The 21,880-nt window shown below is 33.3% G+C and carries 18 protein-coding genes and 1 pseudogene; 10 read left to right on the top strand and 9 right to left on the bottom strand.

Translation table 11 applies throughout. The features are described from left to right. Positions 1–635: 635 nt before the first annotated feature. The 4 genes and pseudogenes from NAAC61_RS02765 to NAAC61_RS02750 form a co-directional block, all read right to left on the bottom strand. Positions 636–848 carry a DUF2283 domain-containing protein gene (locus NAAC61_RS02765; protein ID WP_202695249.1) on the bottom strand — a complete coding sequence of 71 codons (213 nt, stop codon included), beginning with the start codon at positions 846–848 and terminating at the stop codon, positions 636–638. Between the two features lie 388 nt (positions 849–1,236). Continuing rightward, positions 1,237–2,664 carry an MFS transporter gene (locus NAAC61_RS02760; RefSeq protein ID WP_237729722.1) on the bottom strand — a complete coding sequence of 476 codons (1,428 nt, stop codon included), beginning with the start codon at positions 2,662–2,664 and terminating at the stop codon, positions 1,237–1,239. Positions 2,665–2,701: 37 nt separating this feature from the next. Beyond that, positions 2,702–6,160 carry a DEAD/DEAH box helicase gene (locus NAAC61_RS02755; protein WP_202695248.1) on the bottom strand — a complete coding sequence of 1,153 codons (3,459 nt, stop codon included), beginning with the start codon at positions 6,158–6,160 and terminating at the stop codon, positions 2,702–2,704. Positions 6,161–6,241: 81 nt separating this feature from the next. Continuing rightward, positions 6,242–7,247, bottom strand: a pseudogene (locus NAAC61_RS02750) (ABC transporter ATP-binding protein). A gap of 283 nt (positions 7,248–7,530) precedes the next feature. On the opposite strand from NAAC61_RS02750, the gene era reads away from it, so the two are divergent. Further along, positions 7,531–8,451, top strand: a complete 921-nt coding sequence (era, locus tag NAAC61_RS02740; RefSeq protein WP_202695245.1) for a GTPase Era — start codon at positions 7,531–7,533, stop codon at positions 8,449–8,451. A gap of 21 nt (positions 8,452–8,472) precedes the next feature. Here era and NAAC61_RS02735 read toward each other — a convergent pair whose 3' ends face one another. From NAAC61_RS02735 to NAAC61_RS02725, 3 genes are read right to left on the bottom strand one after another with little or no spacing between them, the layout of a single operon-like run. Beyond that, complete coding sequence (locus NAAC61_RS02735; RefSeq protein ID WP_202695244.1) at positions 8,473–9,060, bottom strand: ANTAR domain-containing response regulator; 588 nt, start codon at positions 9,058–9,060, stop codon at positions 8,473–8,475. A 19-nt stretch (positions 9,061–9,079) separates the two neighbouring features. Beyond that, positions 9,080–10,657 (bottom strand): ATP-binding protein, encoded by a 1,578-nt coding sequence (locus tag NAAC61_RS02730; RefSeq protein WP_202695243.1) that lies wholly within the window; start codon positions 10,655–10,657, stop codon positions 9,080–9,082. Next, entirely contained in the window at positions 10,648–10,950 is a 303-nt protein-coding gene (locus NAAC61_RS02725; RefSeq protein ID WP_202695242.1) for an ATP-binding cassette domain-containing protein, read from the bottom strand. Before NAAC61_RS02725 ends, NAAC61_RS02730 begins: the two co-directional genes overlap by 10 nt. Before the next feature lie 559 nt (positions 10,951–11,509). On the opposite strand from NAAC61_RS02725, the gene NAAC61_RS02720 reads away from it, so the two are divergent. The 5 genes from NAAC61_RS02720 (at position 11,510) to hxlB (ending at position 16,815) form a co-directional block, all read left to right on the top strand. Then, the gene (locus tag NAAC61_RS02720) at positions 11,510–12,448 is read left to right on the top strand and encodes a substrate-binding domain-containing protein (protein WP_202695241.1); all 939 of its coding nucleotides are present in this window, start codon (positions 11,510–11,512) and stop codon (positions 12,446–12,448) included. Between the two features lie 100 nt (positions 12,449–12,548). After that, complete coding sequence (locus NAAC61_RS02715; protein WP_202695240.1) at positions 12,549–14,051, top strand: sugar ABC transporter ATP-binding protein; 1,503 nt, start codon at positions 12,549–12,551, stop codon at positions 14,049–14,051. Between the two features lie 9 nt (positions 14,052–14,060). Continuing rightward, positions 14,061–15,035 (top strand): ABC transporter permease, encoded by a 975-nt coding sequence (locus NAAC61_RS02710; RefSeq protein ID WP_202695239.1) that lies wholly within the window; start codon positions 14,061–14,063, stop codon positions 15,033–15,035. 321 nt (positions 15,036–15,356) lie between these two features. Further along, positions 15,357–16,256, top strand: a complete 900-nt coding sequence (locus tag NAAC61_RS02705) for a sugar phosphate isomerase/epimerase family protein (RefSeq protein ID WP_202695238.1) — start codon at positions 15,357–15,359, stop codon at positions 16,254–16,256. A gap of 1 nt (position 16,257) precedes the next feature. Further along, complete coding sequence (gene hxlB / locus NAAC61_RS02700) at positions 16,258–16,815, top strand: 6-phospho-3-hexuloisomerase (protein ID WP_202695237.1); 558 nt, start codon at positions 16,258–16,260, stop codon at positions 16,813–16,815. A 48-nt stretch (positions 16,816–16,863) separates the two neighbouring features. On the opposite strand, the gene NAAC61_RS02695 is transcribed toward hxlB, so the two are convergent. Continuing rightward, positions 16,864–17,364: a hypothetical protein gene (locus NAAC61_RS02695; protein ID WP_202695236.1), complete on the bottom strand. Its 501-nt coding sequence runs from the start codon at positions 17,362–17,364 to the stop codon at positions 16,864–16,866. 160 nt (positions 17,365–17,524) lie between these two features. On the opposite strand from NAAC61_RS02695, the gene rpiB reads away from it, so the two are divergent. After that, positions 17,525–18,013 (top strand): ribose 5-phosphate isomerase B, encoded by a 489-nt coding sequence (gene rpiB / locus NAAC61_RS02690; protein ID WP_202695235.1) that lies wholly within the window; start codon positions 17,525–17,527, stop codon positions 18,011–18,013. A gap of 40 nt (positions 18,014–18,053) precedes the next feature. Then, on the top strand, positions 18,054–18,872 hold the full coding sequence (locus NAAC61_RS02685; RefSeq protein WP_202695234.1) for a triose-phosphate isomerase: 819 nt from the start codon (positions 18,054–18,056) through the stop codon (positions 18,870–18,872). Between the two features lie 186 nt (positions 18,873–19,058). Here NAAC61_RS02685 and NAAC61_RS02680 read toward each other — a convergent pair whose 3' ends face one another. Beyond that, positions 19,059–19,307, bottom strand: coding sequence for a hypothetical protein (locus NAAC61_RS02680; protein WP_202695233.1), 249 nt, complete (start codon positions 19,305–19,307; stop codon positions 19,059–19,061). Between the two features lie 297 nt (positions 19,308–19,604). Between NAAC61_RS02680 and NAAC61_RS02675 the strand changes: the two genes are divergently transcribed. Continuing rightward, a complete protein-coding gene (locus tag NAAC61_RS02675; RefSeq protein WP_202695232.1) occupies positions 19,605–20,609 on the top strand; it encodes a dihydroxyacetone kinase subunit DhaK in 1,005 nt (334 codons plus the stop codon). A 29-nt stretch (positions 20,610–20,638) separates the two neighbouring features. After that, entirely contained in the window at positions 20,639–21,280 is a 642-nt protein-coding gene (gene dhaL / locus NAAC61_RS02670; RefSeq protein ID WP_202695231.1) for a dihydroxyacetone kinase subunit DhaL, read from the top strand. The last annotated feature ends 600 nt before the right edge of the window (positions 21,281–21,880 follow it).

Below are 21,880 nucleotides of genomic sequence, written 5' to 3'. Positions count from 1 at the left end.
CCTAGTTCACTCTTCCACTATTTTAAAAAACTTTACAAATTACGTAATTTAGAAACTTTAAAACTAATTGTATATTAAAGTTTTTATATTGTCAAGGTCAATTATAACCATTTACAACCAATCACAGTTATTTATCATCGATTAGAGGCTTTTATTTAGTAAATACTTAGTTTTCCTTATTTTATAAAAAATGGCCACAGCCATTTGCATTAAATCAATTCTTTTTTCAATTCAGTTATTTCTTTTTCTAACTCCTCTTTTATTGTTTTATTCGCCCTTTTTGCCTCTAGATATTCTCTTAATTTTTCATGTCTTTTAGGATTTATGGGATAGAATCAGTTTATACAGTGACCAGCTGTTTACTTATCTGCCGTAAGACTGTGTTGCGAATGCCTGTTTTAATCCAAACTGCCTAATGCTAACACCAGCATTTATATCTCTATCATGTTTAGTCCCATCTTCCTTATCTGACGGAAGTCCGTATTTCGGAAATACCCATCAAGCGTTAAAGAGTCAAGCCCCTTAAGATCCCGAAGTTCAAAATCAAAATTATTTAAAAACATTATTTGCACAATAACGCAAATTCAGAGAGTTTTAAACCTTTTAAAGGTGATAGAGAGCCATGCTACAAAAAATTATTTCAATGATTCCTTCAGCTCTTTTGCAAGATTCTTAGCCACCATTTTTGATATGTGATAAATTTCTATTCCAATAATTTGGTTGTGTGCGTCATATTCTACTCTTACATTATCTGATACTTCTTCGGAATCTATTGCAGCCCCTTTTTTAAGCGATATATAAAGTATATCAGCATCTTCATCAAACCAAACTTTTATATTCTCACCCATCTAATATTCTCCTTTTTGCTTATTTCTTTCTCGATGTTTCTACATGGATAGGTAGTTACTATTTTTATTCCTTCTTTTTCTTCAGTGAACACTACAATCAGATTAGTTTGGATATCTTTAATTTTTACCTTAGATATTGCGATTAAAGTCTTTTCTTTTATGTGTTTTCTCCACGAGAGTATTTTCTACTTCAATAATTCTTTTAATTCTACTAAATGATACCATATTATTTAATCCTTTGTTCATATTTCATTTTTTCTACCTACTCTTTGGAAGAGAATCTTATTTTTGTATTTTCTATCTGGTTAAGTATATCTTCTATAATTTCCTTACTTTTTCCATCTTTTTTAATGTCATTGCTCATGTAGAGTTATCTCCCTCTCTTACTTTAAATCAATTCTTTTTTCAATTCAGTTATTTCTTTTTCTAATTCCTCTTTTATTGTTTTATTTGCTCTTTTCGCCTCTAGATATTCTCTTAATTTTTCATGTCTTTTTGGATTTAAAGGATATCTAACTGCTGCAATTATTCCTAAAATCAATAAGATTATTGGGACGAAAGAAATTATAAATCTCAATGCAAACAAAAAACTCTCAGGCTGAGGCTGCTCTACACCGTCTATTGGGTTAATAAATCCTGCTAATCCTAATGAAAAGGTAACTCCTGCAACAGCCAAGCCAGATGCCACTTTCCTAACAAACGTCATCAGGCCACTCAAAGTACCCTCTTCTCTTTTACCAAATTTTAACTCAGCAACATCGGTTACATCACCAAATATAGTATAAGGCATAACTGCGACTGCCGAAACCCCTGCACCTATTATTGCAGCCATTAAAATTACCTGGAACATCGTTACATCAGGGGAAAATGTAAAAAGAATGAATCCAGCAACACACCAAACTAAAGCACCTAAAATATATGAGATATTTTTGGATGTCTTTTTAGCAATAAAGGCATAAAATGGGATAAAAATAATTTCAGTTATGAAAAGAGCACCTAAAGCTATGGGAAGTAAACCTTCATTTCCAATATAATATTTAGTATAATACGCAAAAATGGTTGAAACTACATCTATCGATAAGTAAGCTAGAAGATACATAGCAATAAGGAGTCGAAAGCTCTTGATTTTAAAAGGTTCAAAAAACATATTGAAAAAGTTGAAGGTACTTTTCTCTTTTGAGAACTCTTTTCTTTCCTTGGTGAACATAAAAACACCTATCCATGGAGTTGAAAAGATTAAACCAAACGTTATTGCCATAACTATATAACCTATCCTAATATCAGAAAAAGCATTCACAATTAACATTGGAAGCACTGCGCAAACCAAACCCGCACCTATCGAAAAGGCAAGTCTATATGAATTTAAAGATGTCCTTTCATTGTAATCTAACGTTAATTCGGCTCCTAAAGCAGTATAAGGAGTCATAACCATTGTAAATACGGTTGTAAAAGCTATATATGCCGTTAGTGCGTAAATGAATTTACCCAATTGATTAGGAAAACTTGCCGGATACCAAAGAATGAAAAAAGATATAAAGATCAAAAAGGTTCCTGCCAACAAGTAAGGCCTTCTTCTGCCAAACTTTGTTCTTGTATTATCGCTTATGAATCCCATTAAAGGATCTGTAACCGCATCCCAGATCTTACCAATTAAAAGAATGGGAGCAATATACTGCATCCTTAGACCAATGACATCGGTAAGGAAGATAGCGTAGAAAAAATTTATTATATTGAAAGCACCGCCACCAAAAATATCCCCCGACGCATAGAACAACTTAGTTTTCAACGGTAGTTTTTCACTTTTCACTTTTTCCATCTCCTTTATGGAATTAATAAGAAAATAGTTTTAAACCTTAATTACCCAGTTTAAATAAGTTCTTTATCTCCTGGTTAGACAACTCAGTTATCCAGCTTTCTCCTGTTTTTATAATATTTTCAGATAATTCTTTCTTTTTTTCTAGCATCTCATTTATTTTCTCTTCAAAGGTTTCTAAGGTGATGAATCTATGAACTATCACGTCCTTGGTTTGACCGATCCTGAAAGTTCTATCTGTTGCCTGACTTTCCACTGCAGGATTCCACCAAAGGTCATAATGTATAACGTGGTTTGCCGCCGTTAAATTTAATCCAGTACCCCCAGCTTTTAAAGACAGGATCATAATTGGGTATCTATGCTTTGTTTGAAAGTCGTTTATCATTTCATCTCTCTTTTTCCTGTTGAGCCCTCCATGGAAAAATAGAGGTTCTATCTTAATATTGTCTGTCAGTATCTTCGTTAATATATCTCCCATCTCTTTGTATTGAGTGAAAAGTACCACTTTTTCGTTGTTGTCTAAAATATTTTGAAGTAGGTCCAATAATTTCTCAGTTTTACCAGAATCATCTGGTAAAGGAATTCCTTTTTTAGTGTAGTTAACAGGATGATTGCAGATCTGTTTGAGTGATGTCAACATTTTAAGTATTAATCCTTTTCTTTGGATGCCATCAGCTTCCATCTTTTCCAACTCTTCCTCTACGTGTTCAACAACCTCTTTATAAAGTGCAATTTGTGAAGGTTTTAAGTATACATATTCATCGTATGTGAACTTTTCCGGAAGGTCTTTTATGATATTTTTATCAGTTTTAATTCTTCTTATCAAAAATGGATTTATCAAACTTTGTAACCTTTTGGTTGCGGTTGTATCCCCGTATTTTTCAATAGGTTTTGCGAAGGTTTCTACAAAACGATTCTTACCACCCAAATATCCAGACATAAGGAAATCGTATAAACTCCATAATTCGGTTAATCTGTTTTCTATGGGAGTTCCTGTCATTGCGATCCTCTTTGGAGCTCGGAGGGCTTTTACCGCTTTGGTTTGTTGCGTATCTGAATTTTTTACGTTTTGCGCTTCGTCTATAACAACCATTGAAAATTCTTTTTTCGTTAGAAATTCAACATCGTTTCTCACTACACTGTAAGTCGTTATAATTACATCTGAATTATCCTCAAACTTTCTATCGCTTCCATGGTAAATACTTACATTCAAAGTAGGTGCAAATTTTTTACATTCTTTATACCAATTCCCAACAAGTGTCGTTGGGCATACCACTAAAACCGGATTTTCTAAGGCTTTTTCTTCCTTCATTTTGAGAATTACAGAAATAACTTGGACCGTCTTACCCAACCCCATATCATCGGCTATACAGACGTTGAAACCTTTTTCTAAGTTCGTGTACAACCATCTGAATCCAGTTTTCTGATAATTCCTCAACTCCGCATTAAGATTTTTTGGCAACCTTACTGGAGAAACTCTTCTCAACTCTTCTAAAAACTTTTGAAGGTTGTTATCCAATATCACAGGGAGACCGTTCATCTCTTGCGAAAGTATAACTTTCAACGTTTCAAAGTCTGAGGTTAAGTTTATATTCTTGACCTTTTCCATAATAGACTCAAACTCGTTGGCACCTAAAAACACGTAATTTTCTTTTATCTTAACTATACCTTTTGATTTTTTTGCCAACTTTTCGAACTCTTCGAGTGAAATTTCTGAATCTCCTATCAGTACAGTGTAATTGAACCGTATGAGCTTGGACAGAGATAAAAAAGATACGTGGCTGTCTGTAGAATTTGCTTTTAGGACTAGTTTTGGCCTGGAAACCTTTTGGAGTCCTTTTGGAGCTAGTATTTCAACGTTCAGAAGTTTTAATATGGGCATGGCATTTATCATTATTTCAGATAATTGCTCCGTATTGACCATTATTTTAGAACTTTTTTTCTTTAAAAACTCTCCAAAGAATTCCGCGTATTTTGCAATGGTTACTATCTCTTTCAAGACCTCTGACTTTCCATCTTCTTGGCTTTCAAAGAAACTTTTTATATCTTGGTAAGTATCAAAAGGCTCATCTTTTCGGTAGATATCGAGTGATAGGTTGAAAAACAACTCTCCCATATCCTCTATACTAATAACCAATTGATACTTGCTTTGCCTCAAAAGTAAAGGTTCAAGATAGTTCTTTATACTTTCGTAGGTTCTTTTTTCTTCAAACTTTTGGGCGGTGTACACTTTGGATTCAAAGAACACATCAGTTATTTTATTCTTCACTTCTGATTTGTAATACTTTTTTATAAGATATTTGAGGTACTGGGATACAAGGTATTCAACGATTTTATCCCTTTTCATGTATTGACCTTTTTCGTTGATTACTAGGTCCACGGGGACGATAGAACTCAAATAATTAACGTAGTCCTTTACATAATCGTTAAAGTAAACAGGTGAGTAATCGATAACAAAATCTTCTTCATTTATTTTTTGTGGAGTGGGGATGAATGCCTTCATATCGATAAGCTTGTATACGAAAGAAACCAATCTTTTTAAAAATAGCGATGCTTCACTGTCCTCATCGGTTTCCACAAGAGGTATCGATCCAAATAAATCGAATAAATCTTCGTAATGCACCGTAAAATAGTTCTTTTCTTTTTTACATTCTAATTTTTCTAACGGTTCACCTTCTAAAATTATATATGGAGTAATGGGAGAATAAATAAATTTTATCTCTGTCTCCTTGAAATATGGGTTAAACTCTTCATCTACCCTTCCATCTTCTTCGTTTATTGCTTTCGATAACTGATTGTACATCCTCAACAGAAGGTTTTTAAAGTTTTTCCCATCGTAAAAATAAGCCTCATCAGGTAGTAGGTTTATAACCTTTTCTATCTCATACTTTTCATACGAGGGATCTGGTTGTTCCATCGGTTTGGAAGGTTCTTCCTTTTTATCTGTAAAGATAGAATCAGAAGTTTTTTCTGTCTCTTTAGCGATTTCTATCAAATCTTTCTTTTTCATGCCGTGCATTTCGAAGATCAAAAAAGGGTCCTTGTCTATCTCATCGGCTATAATATAGTAAACGGCTGCCAAATGTTTACAAGGATTTGCCCAATCAGGACATGAACAATGTGCATCTATCTCATTCCAACTTTGTGGGAACAACTTTATTCCCATATTTTTGGTAATATCTAAAAGTTCTTCGGGAAGGTTCCCACCAATTAACATAGCAGAAAGGTCTAATCTTTCGCTTAGAATTTTTTTAATTTTTTCTTTCTCTTCTTCCGTAAAAACAGGTAAAGCTATCTTTTCCCTGTACGGATTTGGCCTAGTACCTTGAACCCTTGCCGATATTACAGAGTTTTTTTGAATTTTAATCTCCAAAACCGCTCCTTTTTTTGCGTAACTTCTACCGCGTGGCAACCTGTTAGTATCACTATCGATATTTTTCAAGGCCTCTACCCATTTTTTACCCCACCAACTCTTTCCAAAAACGTATTTTCCTCCCATTTTTGCTTTTTCTACCTTCCTTCGTAATTACTTTTTAAGAAGGGATTTTGGAGGTCACTCTCCAAAATCCCTTAGTATAAATTATAAAAAATATTTAGGATTAGTTGGAATAAAATTAAATTTCTCAGGTGCATTTTTATGTACCAAGAGTCTGATCGGTTTTCCATGGAAATCGCATTCTACCAAATTATGAGAAGAATCGTAGATATAACTTTCTATCGTCTGAACTTCGAATCCTTCGCCTTTAATGACTATTTCTTCAGGTCTAAAGCATAACTTGTAATTACCATCCTCTTTATTCACTTTTAATTTATTTAATGCGTTGCCATCTTTGATTTCAACGTCTATTGTGTTCAATCCTAATCTGGAAGTAAGTTCCATAACTTTTAAGTTTGATGGGTTCTGGTAAACATCGAAGGTTTCTCCAAATTGCAGAAGTTCTCCATCATCCAGTATAGCAAGATAATCACTTACCGACAAAGCATCTTCAGGATCACTGAAAACCGCAATCGTTGTTTTACCTAACTCTTTTATAAATCTTTTGAGCAAAGCTCTCATTTCTACGTGAAGCTTTCTATCCAACTGACTTAGCGGTTCATCAAGGAGCAACAACCTACAATCGTGTAATTTCTCTCTCCCAAAGGCGATCAACTGCTTCATGCCTTCGGGCAATTCATCAGGCTTTAACTCTAAATAATTTGGTAAACCGTCTAACTCTTCTGCCGCCTTTATTGCTATCTCATAAACTTCTTTTTTCTTTTTCCCACCAATGTACAAAGGGAAACCTAAATTCAATTTCGTATCTAAATGAGGAAAAATTGCATAGTTTTGAAAGACAAACCCGACTTTCCTGTCTCTTGGGGAATACTTCTCTATCCTTTCGTCTCCAAAGACAATTGCTCCAGACTCAGTTTTATTCAAACCCGCAAGTTCTTAATAGCACCGTCTTACCCGAACCCGAAGGTCCTAAAATAGCCAAAACTTCTCCAACAGGTAATTCAAAAGAGATATTTTTTAGCCTGAATCCACCAACTTGGGAATTTAGATTTTCTACCTTTAAAGAAACATCATTAGTTACTTCGACCATTTTTTCACCTCCTTTGCCAGATAATAGAGCAAAGATTGAGGTTACTTTTTCGCTGAAATTATAACATATTTAATTTAGTTTTAATTATAATATAATACATATTATTTTAGAAATTTTGATTTTACAAGGGTAACAGTGTTAATCCATCTTTTCCGCTCTGGAAGCGAATTGCAATATAACTCAGTTTGAAAAATTGCCTTTTATAACTTGACTTTTGTTTAATACTAAACTAGAATATAAATAATAAGTGTGATTTTTCAAATATAGTTTTTTGGAGGAAAACATGGAAAACGACAGTTTTAAAAGTGGCTTTGTTGCCTTGGCAGGAAAACCTAACGTTGGAAAATCAACATTGATAAACGCTTTGTTGGGTCAAAAAGTGGTTATCGTTTCTGACAAGCCACAAACCACAAGAAATAGAGTAAACTGTATATTAACGGAAGATCATTATCAAATAGTCTTTGTCGACACCCCAGGTATTCACAAACCTATAAGAAAAATTGGGGAATACATGGTCAATATTGCAATAAATGCATTGAAAGGCGTTGACCTGATACTTTTTATGATTGATGCAAAGGATGGCTTAAGAAATTCAGATTTAAGAGTTGCCGAAATAGTCGATAAATCAAGAATTCCTACCATTCTTCTTGTGAACAAAGTCGACCTGGTAAAAGACAAAGAGAAAATTAACCTGATGACAGAAAAAATACAAAGCTTGTGTTCAAATATAGTTACAACCATCGAAATTTCGGCATTAACGGGTAAAAATCTTTTTGAATTAAAACAAAGTATTATAGATTTATTACCCGAAGGTCCCCAATACTACCCAGAAGATATGATCACCGATAAACCGTCAAGGTTCATCATTTCTGAGTTAATTCGGGAAAAAATCTTTCATTTAACAAAGGAAGAGATCCCTCATTCAAGCGGGGTAGTTGTAGAAGAATTGAAAGAAAGAGAGAACGGCGTTTTGTACGTAAGAGCAGAAATTTATGTTGAAAAGAAAAGTCAAAAACCTATTATAATAGGTAAAAACGGAAGTATGATTAAAAAGATCGGTCAATTGGCAAGGCAAGACATTGAAGAACTTTTTGAAAGAAAAGTCTACCTCGATCTTTACGTAAAAGTCCGTGACAAATGGAGAGACGACAAAAATATTTTAAATAACATTATGGAATACAAAATAGAAGAAATAAAAGATTGAAAATAGACTGCTGTGTGCAACTTAATCAATTCTAAAAGCCTTGTCAGCTTCTATAATCTCCTGCGCTACATCAACTAACTTTTTGTTGGAATTTCTACTCTTTTTTTGCAAAAATTTCATAGATTCTTCTTCGTTCAATCGTAATCTTTCCATTACGATACCTTTGGCTTTTTCTATTAATTTTCTTGATTCCAAGGTTTCTTTGGTTACTTCTAATTCATTTTTTAAATTCTTAATATCCTCAAATCTAGAAAGAGCGATTTCAATTTCAGCCTTCAAATCTGATTCGTCTATGGGCTTTATTAAGTACCCCAAGACTCCTAGATTTTTTGCTTTATCGATCAATTCTTCATCATCGTAGCCGCTTACAATCAATGTGGGAATAAAAACCTTCTCGCTTATCCTTCTTAATGCCTCCAAACCATCCATAACAGGTAGATTGATATCGGCTATAATCATATCTGGCTTTTTTTCTAAAGCTAATTTGATCAACTCTTCACCGTTTGTAGCTTCTCCAACTACTTTATATCCTAAATTTTCTAAGTTACTTTTTAACCCCATTAAAATTAAATATTCATCCTCGGCGACCAATACTTTCAAATCCTTCATAGTTTAACCCCCAACATCTTCAAATTTTCTCCATTTCTTCAACAGAACTGTTCTTACTAATCTGTTTTATCGGGATTTCAATTCGTACTTTGGCACCGTTCGAACTTTCCATCTCTATTTCCCCATTTAGTTGTTTAGTAATTATAGAATATACGATCGATAAACCAAGCCCCTGGGTTTTTTGAATATCGAAATTTTGTGGAAATCCTACTCCATTATCTGAAATCACTAGTTTTATTGATTCATTCTCAAATCTTGAAATAATAGTAATCTCACAATTATCCTTACCAACAAAAGCATACTTTAGACTGTTAGTAACTAACTCGTTCACCACCAAAGCTATAGCAGAGGCCTTGCTATATGAAACAAAAATATCGTCCAATTCAAAGTTAAATTTTATCTCTTTTCTTGTACTGTTCATGAATTTGACTATCTTTATTATCATATCTTTGAGATTGATAATACTTCTACCCAATTTATCTTTCGACAACAATTCATGCACAGCAGCGATGCTTTTTATCTTAGACATTAAATCATCGAGCATCTCTACTATATCTTTCCTGGAATCTTTTTTGATCGACATTTTATACAAAGACATCAAACTAATTATGGACTGTAGATTATTCTTGATTCGATGATGACTCTCTTGCAACAATACAGAACTTCCAACCAACCTTGTGTCATGAATTGCTAAAGCAGCTTGATGAGCAATAGTTTCTAAATATTTTATCTCTTCTTCAGAATAGATATATACTTCTTTGTAATAAATATGGATTATACCACTCAACCTTGATCTTATGTACAAAGGGACACATATAAAACTACCGATATCTTTGTTGATTTTAAAGAATTTTTCGAAGCCTCTATCTCTTTTTGAAAAATAATAAACTTTCTCATCCCCAATTAAATTTAAGATTTCTGATTCATTCGGTTCAACTTCCACGTTTTTATTTCGTTTGTAAAAAGCTTTGTCTATTATTGTGTTTGTGTCCTCATCCATCAGAGATATCCCACAAGCGTCTGCCTTCATAGCCTTTGCAGCGTTTTTTGCAAGTAGATTCATAAGATCATCTAGCTCATATTCTGATGTTAAATATTCTGCAGCTTCGAAGACCGATTCAATTAGTTGACTTTCTTCAGGATTTACATTATTGTCATCAGAGTTAATTCCCATAATCTTATTTATCAATTTTTTAGGATTATTTTTTACCTCTTGGGAGTCCAGAATTTCGGTAACCTCACCTTCATTCAATATTGCGATCTTATCAGCGATTCTCAAGGCATCTTCCCATTGTTTGGTTATGTAGATTACACTTTTACCTTCTTTTTTGTGTGTTCTTATCATATTGTGAAGATTCATCAAAGAACTTAAAGAAATATTCTCTGCTGGTTCGTAGAAAATCACAACATCTGGATTAACAGAAAAAGCTCTCACAAATGCCAAATTTTTCTTTTCTTCTAGTGTAAGATCCCCTACTTTCATCTCTGGTGATAAGTTCAAATTATACTTTTTTAAAATTTCCTCTACTATTCTCTGTGTTTTTCTTTTAAAATAAAAAATGAATGATTTTTTCTTAAAAGAAGCATCTAAAAACAAATTCTCTGAAACAGATAGGTTCTCTGATAATTTAAGACTTTGATTAATAATTTCAATCTTATTTTTTTTAGATCATATAGACTGAAAGGGATAAGTTGCCCCATATGAAACAATTTCCCTTCTGCAGGTAACTTACCAATCAATCCATTGATAATGGCATTTTTACCTGAGCCTTCTTGACCAACAATGGTTATAACTTCTCCCTTTTGTATTTCTAAGGAGAATTTTTTTAAAAGTTCTACGCCTTGATCTTTTACACTAAAATTCTGAATTTTAAAAATCTTTACTGGCATTTATTTTCACCACATTATTAAATAATTTCATTTTTTATTATATCAAATTTTATATTTATTAGAAAAACTAAGGATTTTCTTATTATTTGGCTTTATTTCCTTTTAATCGACTGTAATCTTTTGTAATCGCTTGTAGTCAGATTTGACATAAAAATGAAAATATGATTAAATGTTTTTAGAAAGTTATCCTCAAGGATGGGATGATAATATTCAATAAAAAATTTAATAATATGAGGTCATGAATGCCTTAGTATATTGAAATATATGCTAAGGCATTTTTTGTTTGATAAATATCTTTGGTCACTTTGTAATGACAAAAATTAAAAACTTTATAAAGAGAAAAATTTTTAAAATGGGAGGTGGTTTTTATGAGGGTTAGAGAATACAATAAAATGTTTCGATTTTCAGAGAACTAATAAAAAAGTTTCAAATACTGAATAAAAGTGCATAAGGAGAAAGGAGGTACTTTGAAAAAATAGTTTTTTAAATCCATGATGTAATGAGCACTTTGAGGTTTCTAAAGATAGTATATAAACATATTATAAAGGAGGTAAGGATTATGAAAAGATTCAAGTTATTTTTAATTTTTGCATTAGTGTTCGGCCTGATAGGTGTAAATGGTATTGCCTTCGCAAAAGAATATAGATTTGTAATTGTTCCAAAAGTTGTTCATCCCTGGTTCGATTTGGTTGTTGAGGGAGCAAGAGCTCAGGCTAAGCTTCTTGAAGAACAGACTGGAGATACCATAATAATAGATTACAGAGCCCCTTCCAGGGGAGAAGTGGTGTTACAGAATAATATTCTCGAACAAGCTGCAGTTACTAGACCTGATGGTATTGCTGTTGACCTTCTTGATGAAGCTGGAAATAAAGTTGTATTGGAATCAATAGTTAATATGGGGATCCCTGTTGTTATTTTTGACTCAGAATCTCCAGAAGGCATGAATTTAACAAAAATTGGTAATGACTTTGCTGAACAAGCTCAAATTGCGTCAGAAAGATTGGTTGAATTGCTTGGAGGTAAAGGTAAAGTTGCTATTATGCAAGGTGTACCTACAGCTCCCAACCATCGAATTCGTTACGAGGCCCATAAAGCCGTTTTTGACAAATATCCTGGTATTGAACTTGTAGCTGAAGGTATTGACAATGATGATATCCAAACTGCTCAAGAACAAGCTGCCGCAATTATAGCTGCTCATCCAGATATTGATGGATTTGTAGCATGCGATGCAGCAGGACCTATTGGAATAGGACTTGCAGTTAAGGAAGCTGGAAGAGCTGGTGATATTCAAGTGGTTGGACTGGATAATCTCAACCAGTTGATCGAACTTATTAGAGAAGGTGTCGTCGATTCTTCCTCATCTACCAAACCACAAATGCAAGGAGCTTATTCTGTGCTGATGCTTTGGCAAAGAGCATTGGGGATGGATACGCCAAAAGAGATTGATACCGGTATAGAAATTATAACTAAAGAAAATCTCGAAGAATTAGGGTATTAAGGGGAAAATAGAATAGTTTACACATCCTCAATTTTTAAGGTTGCCATAGTTTAACAATGGCAACCTTTATTATAAAATTTAATTAAAAGGGAGTGTTTTTATGCCTATAGTAGAAGCTTATAATATCACTAAGGTATTCCCTGGCGTTAAAGCTCTGGACAATGTTGACATAAATATAGAAGAGGGAAAAGTCAACGGAATTATTGGAGAAAATGGAGCAGGGAAAAGCACATTAGTAAAAGTATTAACTGGAGTTTATAAGCCAGATAAAGGTATAATAAAGATTAAAGGTAAAAACGTCATTGATGATGAAACATTGTTCGAGAAAGTTTCTTATGTTCCTCAGGAACTAAATTTATTTAATCACATGTCAGTTGCAGAAAATTTATTCATGCCTTTTAATAAAACTGGCTTTAAAAGAATAGTTTTAAATCAAAAAATTTTTCATTCAAAAGCAGTTCCACTGTTAGAAAAATTTAAAATTAATGCTTCACCTGATGATTACGTAAAAAATATATCTGTGTCAAATAGACAATTACTCCAGGTGGCAAGAGCAGTAGCTAACAAGTTTTTTGAAATTCTTATTCTCGATGAACCTACGACTAGTTTGACTCAAAAAGATACTGATAACCTGTTTGAAGTGATTACTCAATTAAAATCAGAAAACAAATCTATAATTTTTATATCACATAAATTAGAAGAGATATTTGCTCTTTGCGATAACCTAACTGTTCTTCGTGACGGTCAAGTTGTAGGGAAGGCTCTTGTCAACGAAGTTGATAAAAAATGGGTTGTAAAAAAAATGTCCGGTCGAAATATTGACGAGAACTATACTTATCGTTCTAAAAAGGTTACTACAAATGTTGTTCTTTCTGTTAGAAATTTATCGGGAGTAGGATTTTCAAATATTAATTTTGAACTACACAAAGGTGAAATTCTAGGTTTTGCTGGTTTAATCGGATCAGGTAGGTCGGAAATTATGCAGACAATCTTTGGTATCCTTCCTGCTTTTTCAGGGGAAATCAAATTGGAAGATAAACCATGGAAATTTAGAGATCCTGTTTATTCAATTAAACATGGGCTGTTTTATCTTCCTGAAGAAAGAAAGGAGGCAGGTATTCTGCCTGAACTTAGCGTGAGAGAAAATATTAGCATTCAGATACTTAACCAGTTAAAAAATGGTATTGCTATATCTACAAATAAAGAAAAGAAAATAGTCAAAGAAGCAATAAATTCATTTAATATTAAAACTCCTTCTATGGAGCAAAAGATCAACTATTTAAGCGGAGGCAACCAACAAAAGGTAATAATTGCCCGTGTTATGTTTACTAACCCTAAAGTGGTGATTTTTGACGAGCCTACAAAAGGTATTGACGTAGCAACAAAAGAAGAAATTTATAAACTAATGCAAGAATTAGCCGAAAAAGGTATAAGTATTATTCTAGTATCTTCGGAACTCGACGAACTTCTCAAATGTACTAATCGTGTTATTACTATTTATAAAGGTAAAATAACGGGTGAATTTGAAACTGAACATACTGAAAAAACAACAATTATGCATTCAATTATAGGAAATCAAGGCATAGAGTATAGTTTGAATTAGGAGGGAGCTATGGATAATATAAAGGGAAATAATTTGATACAGAAGTTTAAACAATTTCGTATGAGTGGTATATTCATTGTTTTTATATTAATAATTGTTATTGCCTCAATTGCTTCACCATATTTTTTAACCGTGTATAATTTACAATCTGTAATCCGTTCATTAGCTTTTGTGAGCATTGTTGCCATCGGTCAGGCTTGTCTGTTGATACTAGGCGAAATAGACTTATCTGTGGGAGCTATCGCAGGTTTAAGTGGGGTTTTAGGCGGTATAATGATGGTCAACGCATCAATGAATCCTTATATTGCGTTTGTTTTGTCTTTATTATTAGGGGCTGGCTTTGGTTTCATTAATGGTTTTTTAGTGACCACTTTTAATTTGAATGCTTTAGTAGTAACAGTAGGTATGACAGGGGTATATCAAGGAATAAATTTAGTTATTTCTAAAGGAAAGGCTATAATCGGTATTCCAAAAGAGATATATTTTTTAGGACAGGGTACATTTTTTAATATACCTATGCCTTTTATAATTATGTTAATCACCCTTGTAATAATAGTATTTATTACCAAATTTACAATTTTTGGTCGTTATATGTACGCTATCGGTAATAGTAAAGAGGCGTCAGAAATATTAGGAATTAGAGTGAAACGAGTTAGAATAGCTACTTTTATGATTACTGGTTTGCTTGCAGCATTAGCTGGTATGCTTATGGTTGCTCGTCTTGGCTCTTCTCAACCCAGTATAGGTGAAAGCTGGGTGATGGATTCAATTGCTTCATCTGTTATCGGAGGAGTTGCTCTAACTGGAGGGGTGGGTAGTCCGGCTGGCGCACTACTGGGAGCAGCTATTATTGCTATTGTAAATAATATTATCGTACTCTTTGGAGTTTCCCCATACTGGCAAACAGCTGTAAGCGGTGCAATTGTTGTTGCAGCTGTCATTATTGATTCTATATCACGTATGGTCTCAAAAAGTGGAAATTAGAAGATTTAGAAATACCAAAAAACATTTAGTAGTGAAAAATTTTTTGAGAAAAACTTTTATCAATGAAGTAAAGTTGCGGAAATTATCCTTATGAATAGTTTCTGTATCTGTTAAAAGAAAAGAAAGTAGCTTCAGAAGGTAGATAGTTGATAATAGGATCGAAACGATGCATTTAGCAAAGAAAGGGTTACTCTTAAGGAAATGAATCAACTCCCTTACTGTAAAACCCTTAACCTTTTGAACGAAGATAGCCTTAAGTAAAGTCCGACAGGAGTACTCTGTTTTACCCATCTTATCAATGAAATTAGGAGATGAATACTTATGAAACTGGGTTTAAATTTATCGTTTGCCGTTAAGCGGTGGTACGAACCAGAGGAATTGGTCCCTATGATTAGCAACGATTTTAAAACTAAATATATTCAATTTACTTGGGATATAGTGAATCCATGGTGGCCTGTACTAAAGAGGGATAAAATTGCTAAAAAATGGAGCAAAATGTTTAAAAAGGAAAATATAATTCTAGATGGCACCTTTGCAGGTATAGCTGCATATACCTATCCTCAGCTGCTAGCTTCTACTGACGACGAAAGAAAAATTGCGGTTGACTTTTTTAAACGTGCTATTGATATGACTTCCGTCATGGAAACTGATACAATTGGAACTCCTTTGGGAGGCATGACTCATAAAGACGCTTATGATAAAAACCGAAGAAAAGAGATTTATAAAATCGCCATTGATCATATTCGTGAACTTGCAGCTTATGCTAAAATAAAGGGTTTAAAAAAAATATTAATTGAACCGACTCCACTATTTACTGAATTTCCTAGTACCCCGGAAGAATCTCTACAACTAATGAAAGATTTAGATGGTACCACAGATATTCCTATACGCCTTTTAATTGACTGGGGTCATGCATTATTTGAACCGCTTCTTAAAGAAAAGGCGGATATGACCTTGTGGATTAATACTTGTAAAAAATATATTGATGGCTTCCATCTCCAACAAACAGATGGAAAACTTGATAGGCATTGGGATTTCACTCAAGAGGGAAAGTTAGCTCCAAAATTGATAAAAGATTTAATTGAAAGAACCAATGCAGAAAACGTTGTACAATATGTAGAATTAATTTTTCCCTTTGAAGAAAGTGACGAGATTGTTTATGAAAATGTTAAAAAAACGATGGAAATTCTTACTAATTGTCTTGTAAAAGGGGTCTGTTAAAATGGATTATAAAGGAAAAGCTTTGACAATTATTAATGAATTAAAAGAAGTTTTTAAAAGACTTGATATTGCTAGTGTAGAAGATTTAGTCACACATATTTTAAAGTCTAAAAAGGTTATTTTGATTGGTGTTGGAAGAGAGGGGCTTGCTACTCAGGCATTTGCCATGCGCTTAATGCATCTAGGTATAGAAAGTCACTGGATTTGGGATGTGACTACTCCAGCAATAGAAAAGGAAGATTTATTAATTGCTACTTCTGGCTGTGGAAAAATAGGTCATATTCATTATGTCGTGGAAACTGCCAAACAAAAAGGCGCAAAGACAGCTGTGATCACAGGTGATCCAAAACAAAAGACTCCGTCAATTGCTGATATAGTATTATTTCTTCCAGCAACCGTTTATTTAGGAACCGCCGATGTGGTACCTTCTGAACAACCCATGGGGAATTTATTTGAACAAAGTTTATTAATTCTTTTTGATTTGATTGTGATGGATTTACAAGGAAAGCTTGCAAAAACTAGAGAAGAAATGGAAAGTCGCCATCGAAATTTAGAATAGTGGATTATTATAAATTTACTATTTTGAATATTTATTGAAAAATTTATTTTAAGTGACTTTCCCCCCTATGTGGGCAACATAATTGGTCCTTATTAGATTTGGAAACTGAGGAACGTTTAGGAAAGTGATAGTATGAGCCTTGTAACCCAGATAAGACATAGCGTTCTTTGGGTTACCGTACTTATCGTAGATAGGTTTAGAATTAGAAACAGGTTTAACGCCGAAATTTGCTTCTAAAGGAGAACGATAGTACTCTTTGTAATCTTTGAATTTACCGTGACTCTTCTTGTTGTTGAAAAAAGAATTAAAGACAATGGGGTAAGAATCAGCAACAAGATAGCTAGTATCAAAGATCCCCTCTTTGATACCTTTAAGGACGGTAAAAACGATAACCTTATCCAAATAAGAAGGACCAAACTCCTTCTTAAATGAAGAGAAAGTAGCCTCAGAAGGAACGTAGAGGAGATAAGAAAATTCAGAATGTTTTTTCATATAATCAGAGTAGACGAAATCAAAGTACAGTTGAGAAGAGTTACCGTATAATGACAATTGAATGACCTCCTTACGAAATAATAAAAATATGGTATCAAATAAATTATACAGTGAGGAGGTAAAAGTACAATCTTGAGGGTATTAAAAGTTGGTTACAATGCATGTTTTAGAGTTTCTAAAGACACTATAACATATTAATGTGGGGAGGTATAAATAAATGAGTGTAATACAAGGCAAAAAATATGTAATTGGCGCTGATGAGGCAGGTTTTAATTTAAAAAATGAAATTGTGAATTTCCTCGATGAATTGGAAGTTGAATATGAAGATGTAGGGATTTTCGCAGAAAATGATAATACCTTTTATCCTGAGATTGCTAAAAGGGTAGTTCAGAAAATTATAGAAAGCAATTATCAAAAAGAGGGTATACTTATTTGTGGAACTGGGATTGGCATGGCAATTACTGCTAATAAATTTCCTGGTATTTATGCTGCAGCTTGCTATGACATTTATGCTGCTGAAAGGGCAAGATTAAGCAATAATTCGAATGTTATTACTTTTGGTGCCAGAAATACTGGGCCAGAAGTAGTAAAAAAACTATTAGAAAAATGGCTTAGCTTAGAATTCAGTGGTGGACGTTCTGTGCCAAAGTTAAATTTAATTAAAGATTACGAACACCAAAATTTTAAAAAAACTATAAGTAGTTAAAATTAAATTATTTTTAAGAAAGGTAAGGGAGAGTTGTTAAATGAAGGATATATACTTAGGTACTAATTGGAAGATGCACAAAACAATATCAGAAACTAAAAGTTATTTACATGATTTGAAAAATTATCTCAAAGATATTAATTTTGATAATATAAAAGTATTTGTTATCCCTCCTTATACCGCTCTTGACATTACTAAAACAATATTAAAAGATAGTAGAATTTTATATGGTGCACAAAATATGCATTGGATGGATGAAGGAGAATATACTGGAGAGATATCTCCTCCATTGTTAAAAGATTTTGAAATAGATTTAATTGAATTGGGACATTCTGAAAGACGGCGATACTATAATGAGAATGATATTGAATTAAATAAAAAAGTTAAAGCAGCTTTAAAATATAACTTCATTCCTTTAATTTGCGTAGGAGAGAGAAAAGAAGAAAAAAAATATGGAGTGAGTCAGGAGTTTATTAAGCTTCAAATTAAGACTATTTTGAATGGGGTTAAATTAAATGATATTGAAAAGGAACTGAATGATATTTTATGGATTGCTTATGAACCTGTCTGGGCTATAGGTGAGAAAGGAAAACCTGCTACTCCAGAATACATTGAAGAAATTCATTCAGTTATCAGACAAACCCTAAAAAAATTATATAATGATGAAATTTCTAACAAAATTCCTATCCTGTATGGGGGAAGTGTTAACCAAGAAAATGCCCTTTCTATTTTAAATCAAAATAATGTAGATGGATTATTTATTGGCAGAGCAGCTTGGAAAGCAAATTCTTTTTCAAATATTATTCACCAGGTGTATGAAACTTTCATTAATAAAAATTCTCAAAAAGCTAATCAGTGATATATCATGAGATAAAAATCAAAAAAAATTGTTAAAAATTAGCGTAACTGACAATACCCATACTTTTAAAAAACACAAAATAGGCTTGAAAAAAAGAAAAAGAGAAATAATTCCCTGATTGACATTTTCTCCAAGTCAGTCCTGCAAACTTAGCCAACTTATCATGAGATTGAAAGGAAGTTAAGATTAGAACTTAGTCAAAGCAGCGCAAGATGTAGCACCATATATATCGGAAAAGGGCTTATCTCTATTATTCACAGCCAATTCACTGAATTTCAGATAAATGTTGGAAAGCATCCAATTCTTTTCAGAAGCGAGTGTATGAACTAAATGGAACCTATGGCGTGTAAGCCTTTGTAAAGCTAAAAACTGAGAACCACCTTTCGAAGAAAGATAAAGGATGAAAGAAAGAGATACCCTCATCTTAGCAGCCAAAGGCAGCCTCGCGCTCTATGAGCATCCACCAATGAAAAATAGCCTTGCTGATGGTCTAATCAAAGGTGATGCAGTAATCGGTTAGCAAGTTGACTGCTAAGTCAGGAAGCAATCTTTTTAAGCAACGACCAAAAGACCTTGCAGAGAGGAAGGGAATCTTCCCTCGCTAATCATCGTGGTACTATTTTAGCATTAGGATATCTCTTTACAAAAGAAATAATAAAAAAGATCAAAAAACAGATTTTTAGTACCATTTTTTAAGTTTCATATCAATACATAATACGAGGAGGATTTCGAATGAAAAAGTTAATTAATAATCCTGATAATGTTGTAAATGAAATGTTTGAAGGATTTTTACTGGCAAATAAGAACAAAGTAAAAAGGATTGGTGAAATAAATGCTGCTGCTAGAAAAAATGTTCCTATCAAAGATAAAGTTGGAATTTTAATTGGGGGAGGTTCAGGTCATGAACCAATGTTTCTAGAACTAATTGGTAAAGGAATGGCAGATGTTGTCGTAATTGGTGATGTTTTTGCAGCCCCTCCATCGACAGCTATTTTAGAAGCAACTAAGGCAGCAAATAGCGGCAAAGGTGTTCTTTATATATATAATAATTATATGGGGGATAACCTGAATTTTGGTATGGCATCAGATCTTGCTCAAATGGAAGGTATCAATGTAGAGACGGTTAGAGTTTGGGATGATGTTGCTTCTGCCCCTCTTGATAGAATAGAAGAAAGGCGAGGCATAGCCGGTGTTCTTTTTATCATTAAAATAGCTGCAGCTATTGCTGAAACGGGCGCGGATTTACAAAAGGTTAAATCAACTGCTGAAGAAGCTAGAGATAATATTAGAAGTATAGGTGTTGCATTAACTTCGGCTACTATACCTTCTACGGGTAAAACAACTTTTAATATAGCCGAAGATGAGATGGAGATTGGAATGGGATTACATGGAGAACCCGGGGTGAAGCGCGTTAAATTGGTGGCAGCCAAAGAAACTGCAGTGACAATGTCTGAGCAGATTTTACAAGATTTACCCTTTGAAAAAGGAGATGAAGTCTCAGTTTTGGTTAATGGGTTGGGTTCTACAACTAGAATGGAACTATTAATCATGTATAATGAATTGGATAAAATTTTAAAAGAAAAGCAAATCAAGGTTTACGATGTAGAAATAGGGTCATATTGTACAACTCAAGAAATGGCAGGCTGTTCATTTACATTAATGAAACTAAATGATAAATTAAAAGAATTATATAAGAATAAAGCTGATTCCCCTGGATATAGATTTTGTGGGAAATAAATAAATCATAAATTAATAGAGGTGATTTAATGAAAAGTATAAACGTCAAAGAATATAAAGAAATGATTTTAAAAATTGCAGAAGAAATTCAAAATCATAAAGATTATTTGTGTAGAATTGATGCTGCAATTGGAGATGGAGATCATGGAATTAGTATGGCTAAAGGGTTCAAAAAAGTAGAAGACAAATTGAGAAATAGTGAGAATTTATCAACTATTGCTGAAGTTAATAAAATTGTGGGTTTAACTTTATTGCAGGAGATAGGTGGAGCTACGGGTCCACTTTTTTCCACTATTTTTTTATCTTTTGCCAAAATTGCTGGAGATAGAAAGGAAGTAGATTTGGATTTGCTAAGCAGAATGTTTACCGTCGCTGTGGCGGATGTTTGTAAATTAGGCAAATCAAAACCAGGAGATAAAACACTGATTGACGCTTTAAAACCTGCAGCTGAAGCACTAAGCCAAGCCACCAAAGATGGTTTATCTATTGAAGAAGGGGTGAATATGGCCTACCAAAGTGCTTTGACAGGCGTAGAGGCTACCAAAGAAATGACTCCAAAACGGGGTAGAGCACGTTATTTAAACGATAGAGCTATTGGTCATCAGGATGCAGGTGCCACCTCAATTAGTATAATGCTTAAAGCTATGAAAGAATATCTAGAACAATTGTAATTTGAATTAAAGATTCGAATTTTTATAATTAATGCATTAATTTTTTTCTGTCTGTGTTTATTTAGGAAATAATTAAGAATAGAACTTATGAAATAGCTAAATAAATTCAAGGATTAAGAGGAATGAAAGCGATTGAAACGGCTTTTCAAATAGACGTAATCGTAAAGATCGGTTGAATCATATGCGGCATCAGCTAAGAAGTTGAAAATACTAAGATCCAAGTACTTAACAACTTTTTTCAAAAGGTCGAATGTATAATTTTTATCATGGGAGCAGGCAGGGGAAACACTGGTAAAGATAGGAGGTGTTTAGGAAATAGATAGTATGTGCCTTGTAACCCCGATAGGATATAGAATTCTTTGGATGTCCGTTAATCAGAGTAGACGAAATCGAACTACAGATGAAGTGATTTACGCAATAATGACAATGTAAACGTTGGAGGTGTAATCATTGAAAAAAAGTTTAAAAGAACTAAAAAGCTTGTCGTTAATCGCCAGAGGAGATATATTGAAGATGACCAGTGTGGCTAATTCTGGTCACCCCGCAGGGTCTATGTCTTCTATTGATATGTTTTTATCGGTTTTAAATAGGGCAAATATC

The organism is Petrotoga sp. 8T1HF07.NaAc.6.1 (assembly GCF_016772115.1).
GTDB classification, from domain to species: Bacteria; Thermotogota; Thermotogae; order Petrotogales; family Petrotogaceae; genus Petrotoga; species Petrotoga mobilis.
Note: the sequence above shows the minus strand (reverse complement) of the source record. Positions and strands in the feature narration are given on the sequence as shown.

Excerpts from the sequence above, each read along its gene's own strand:
- NAAC61_RS02685 (WP_202695234.1), top strand. The coding sequence starts at position 18,054 with ATGAAGGATATATACTTAGGTACTAATTGGAAGATGCACAAAACAATA.
- NAAC61_RS02725 (WP_202695242.1), bottom strand. The coding sequence starts at position 10,950 with ATGCCAGTAAAGATTTTTAAAATTCAGAATTTTAGTGTAAAAGATCAA.
- NAAC61_RS02765 (WP_202695249.1), bottom strand. The coding sequence starts at position 848 with ATGGGTGAGAATATAAAAGTTTGGTTTGATGAAGATGCTGATATACTT.
- hxlB (WP_202695237.1), top strand. The coding sequence starts at position 16,258 with ATGGATTATAAAGGAAAAGCTTTGACAATTATTAATGAATTAAAAGAA.
- NAAC61_RS02720 (WP_202695241.1), top strand. The coding sequence starts at position 11,510 with ATGAAAAGATTCAAGTTATTTTTAATTTTTGCATTAGTGTTCGGCCTG.
- NAAC61_RS02735 (WP_202695244.1), bottom strand. The coding sequence starts at position 9,060 with ATGAAGGATTTGAAAGTATTGGTCGCCGAGGATGAATATTTAATTTTA.
- era (WP_202695245.1), top strand. The coding sequence starts at position 7,531 with ATGGAAAACGACAGTTTTAAAAGTGGCTTTGTTGCCTTGGCAGGAAAA.
- NAAC61_RS02710 (WP_202695239.1), top strand. The coding sequence starts at position 14,061 with ATGGATAATATAAAGGGAAATAATTTGATACAGAAGTTTAAACAATTT.
- NAAC61_RS02760 (WP_237729722.1), bottom strand. The coding sequence starts at position 2,664 with ATGGAAAAAGTGAAAAGTGAAAAACTACCGTTGAAAACTAAGTTGTTC.
- NAAC61_RS02705 (WP_202695238.1), top strand. The coding sequence starts at position 15,357 with ATGAAACTGGGTTTAAATTTATCGTTTGCCGTTAAGCGGTGGTACGAA.
- dhaL (WP_202695231.1), top strand. The coding sequence starts at position 20,639 with ATGAAAAGTATAAACGTCAAAGAATATAAAGAAATGATTTTAAAAATT.
- rpiB (WP_202695235.1), top strand. The coding sequence starts at position 17,525 with ATGAGTGTAATACAAGGCAAAAAATATGTAATTGGCGCTGATGAGGCA.
- NAAC61_RS02675 (WP_202695232.1), top strand. The coding sequence starts at position 19,605 with ATGAAAAAGTTAATTAATAATCCTGATAATGTTGTAAATGAAATGTTT.
- NAAC61_RS02715 (WP_202695240.1), top strand. The coding sequence starts at position 12,549 with ATGCCTATAGTAGAAGCTTATAATATCACTAAGGTATTCCCTGGCGTT.
- NAAC61_RS02755 (WP_202695248.1), bottom strand. The coding sequence starts at position 6,160 with ATGGGAGGAAAATACGTTTTTGGAAAGAGTTGGTGGGGTAAAAAATGG.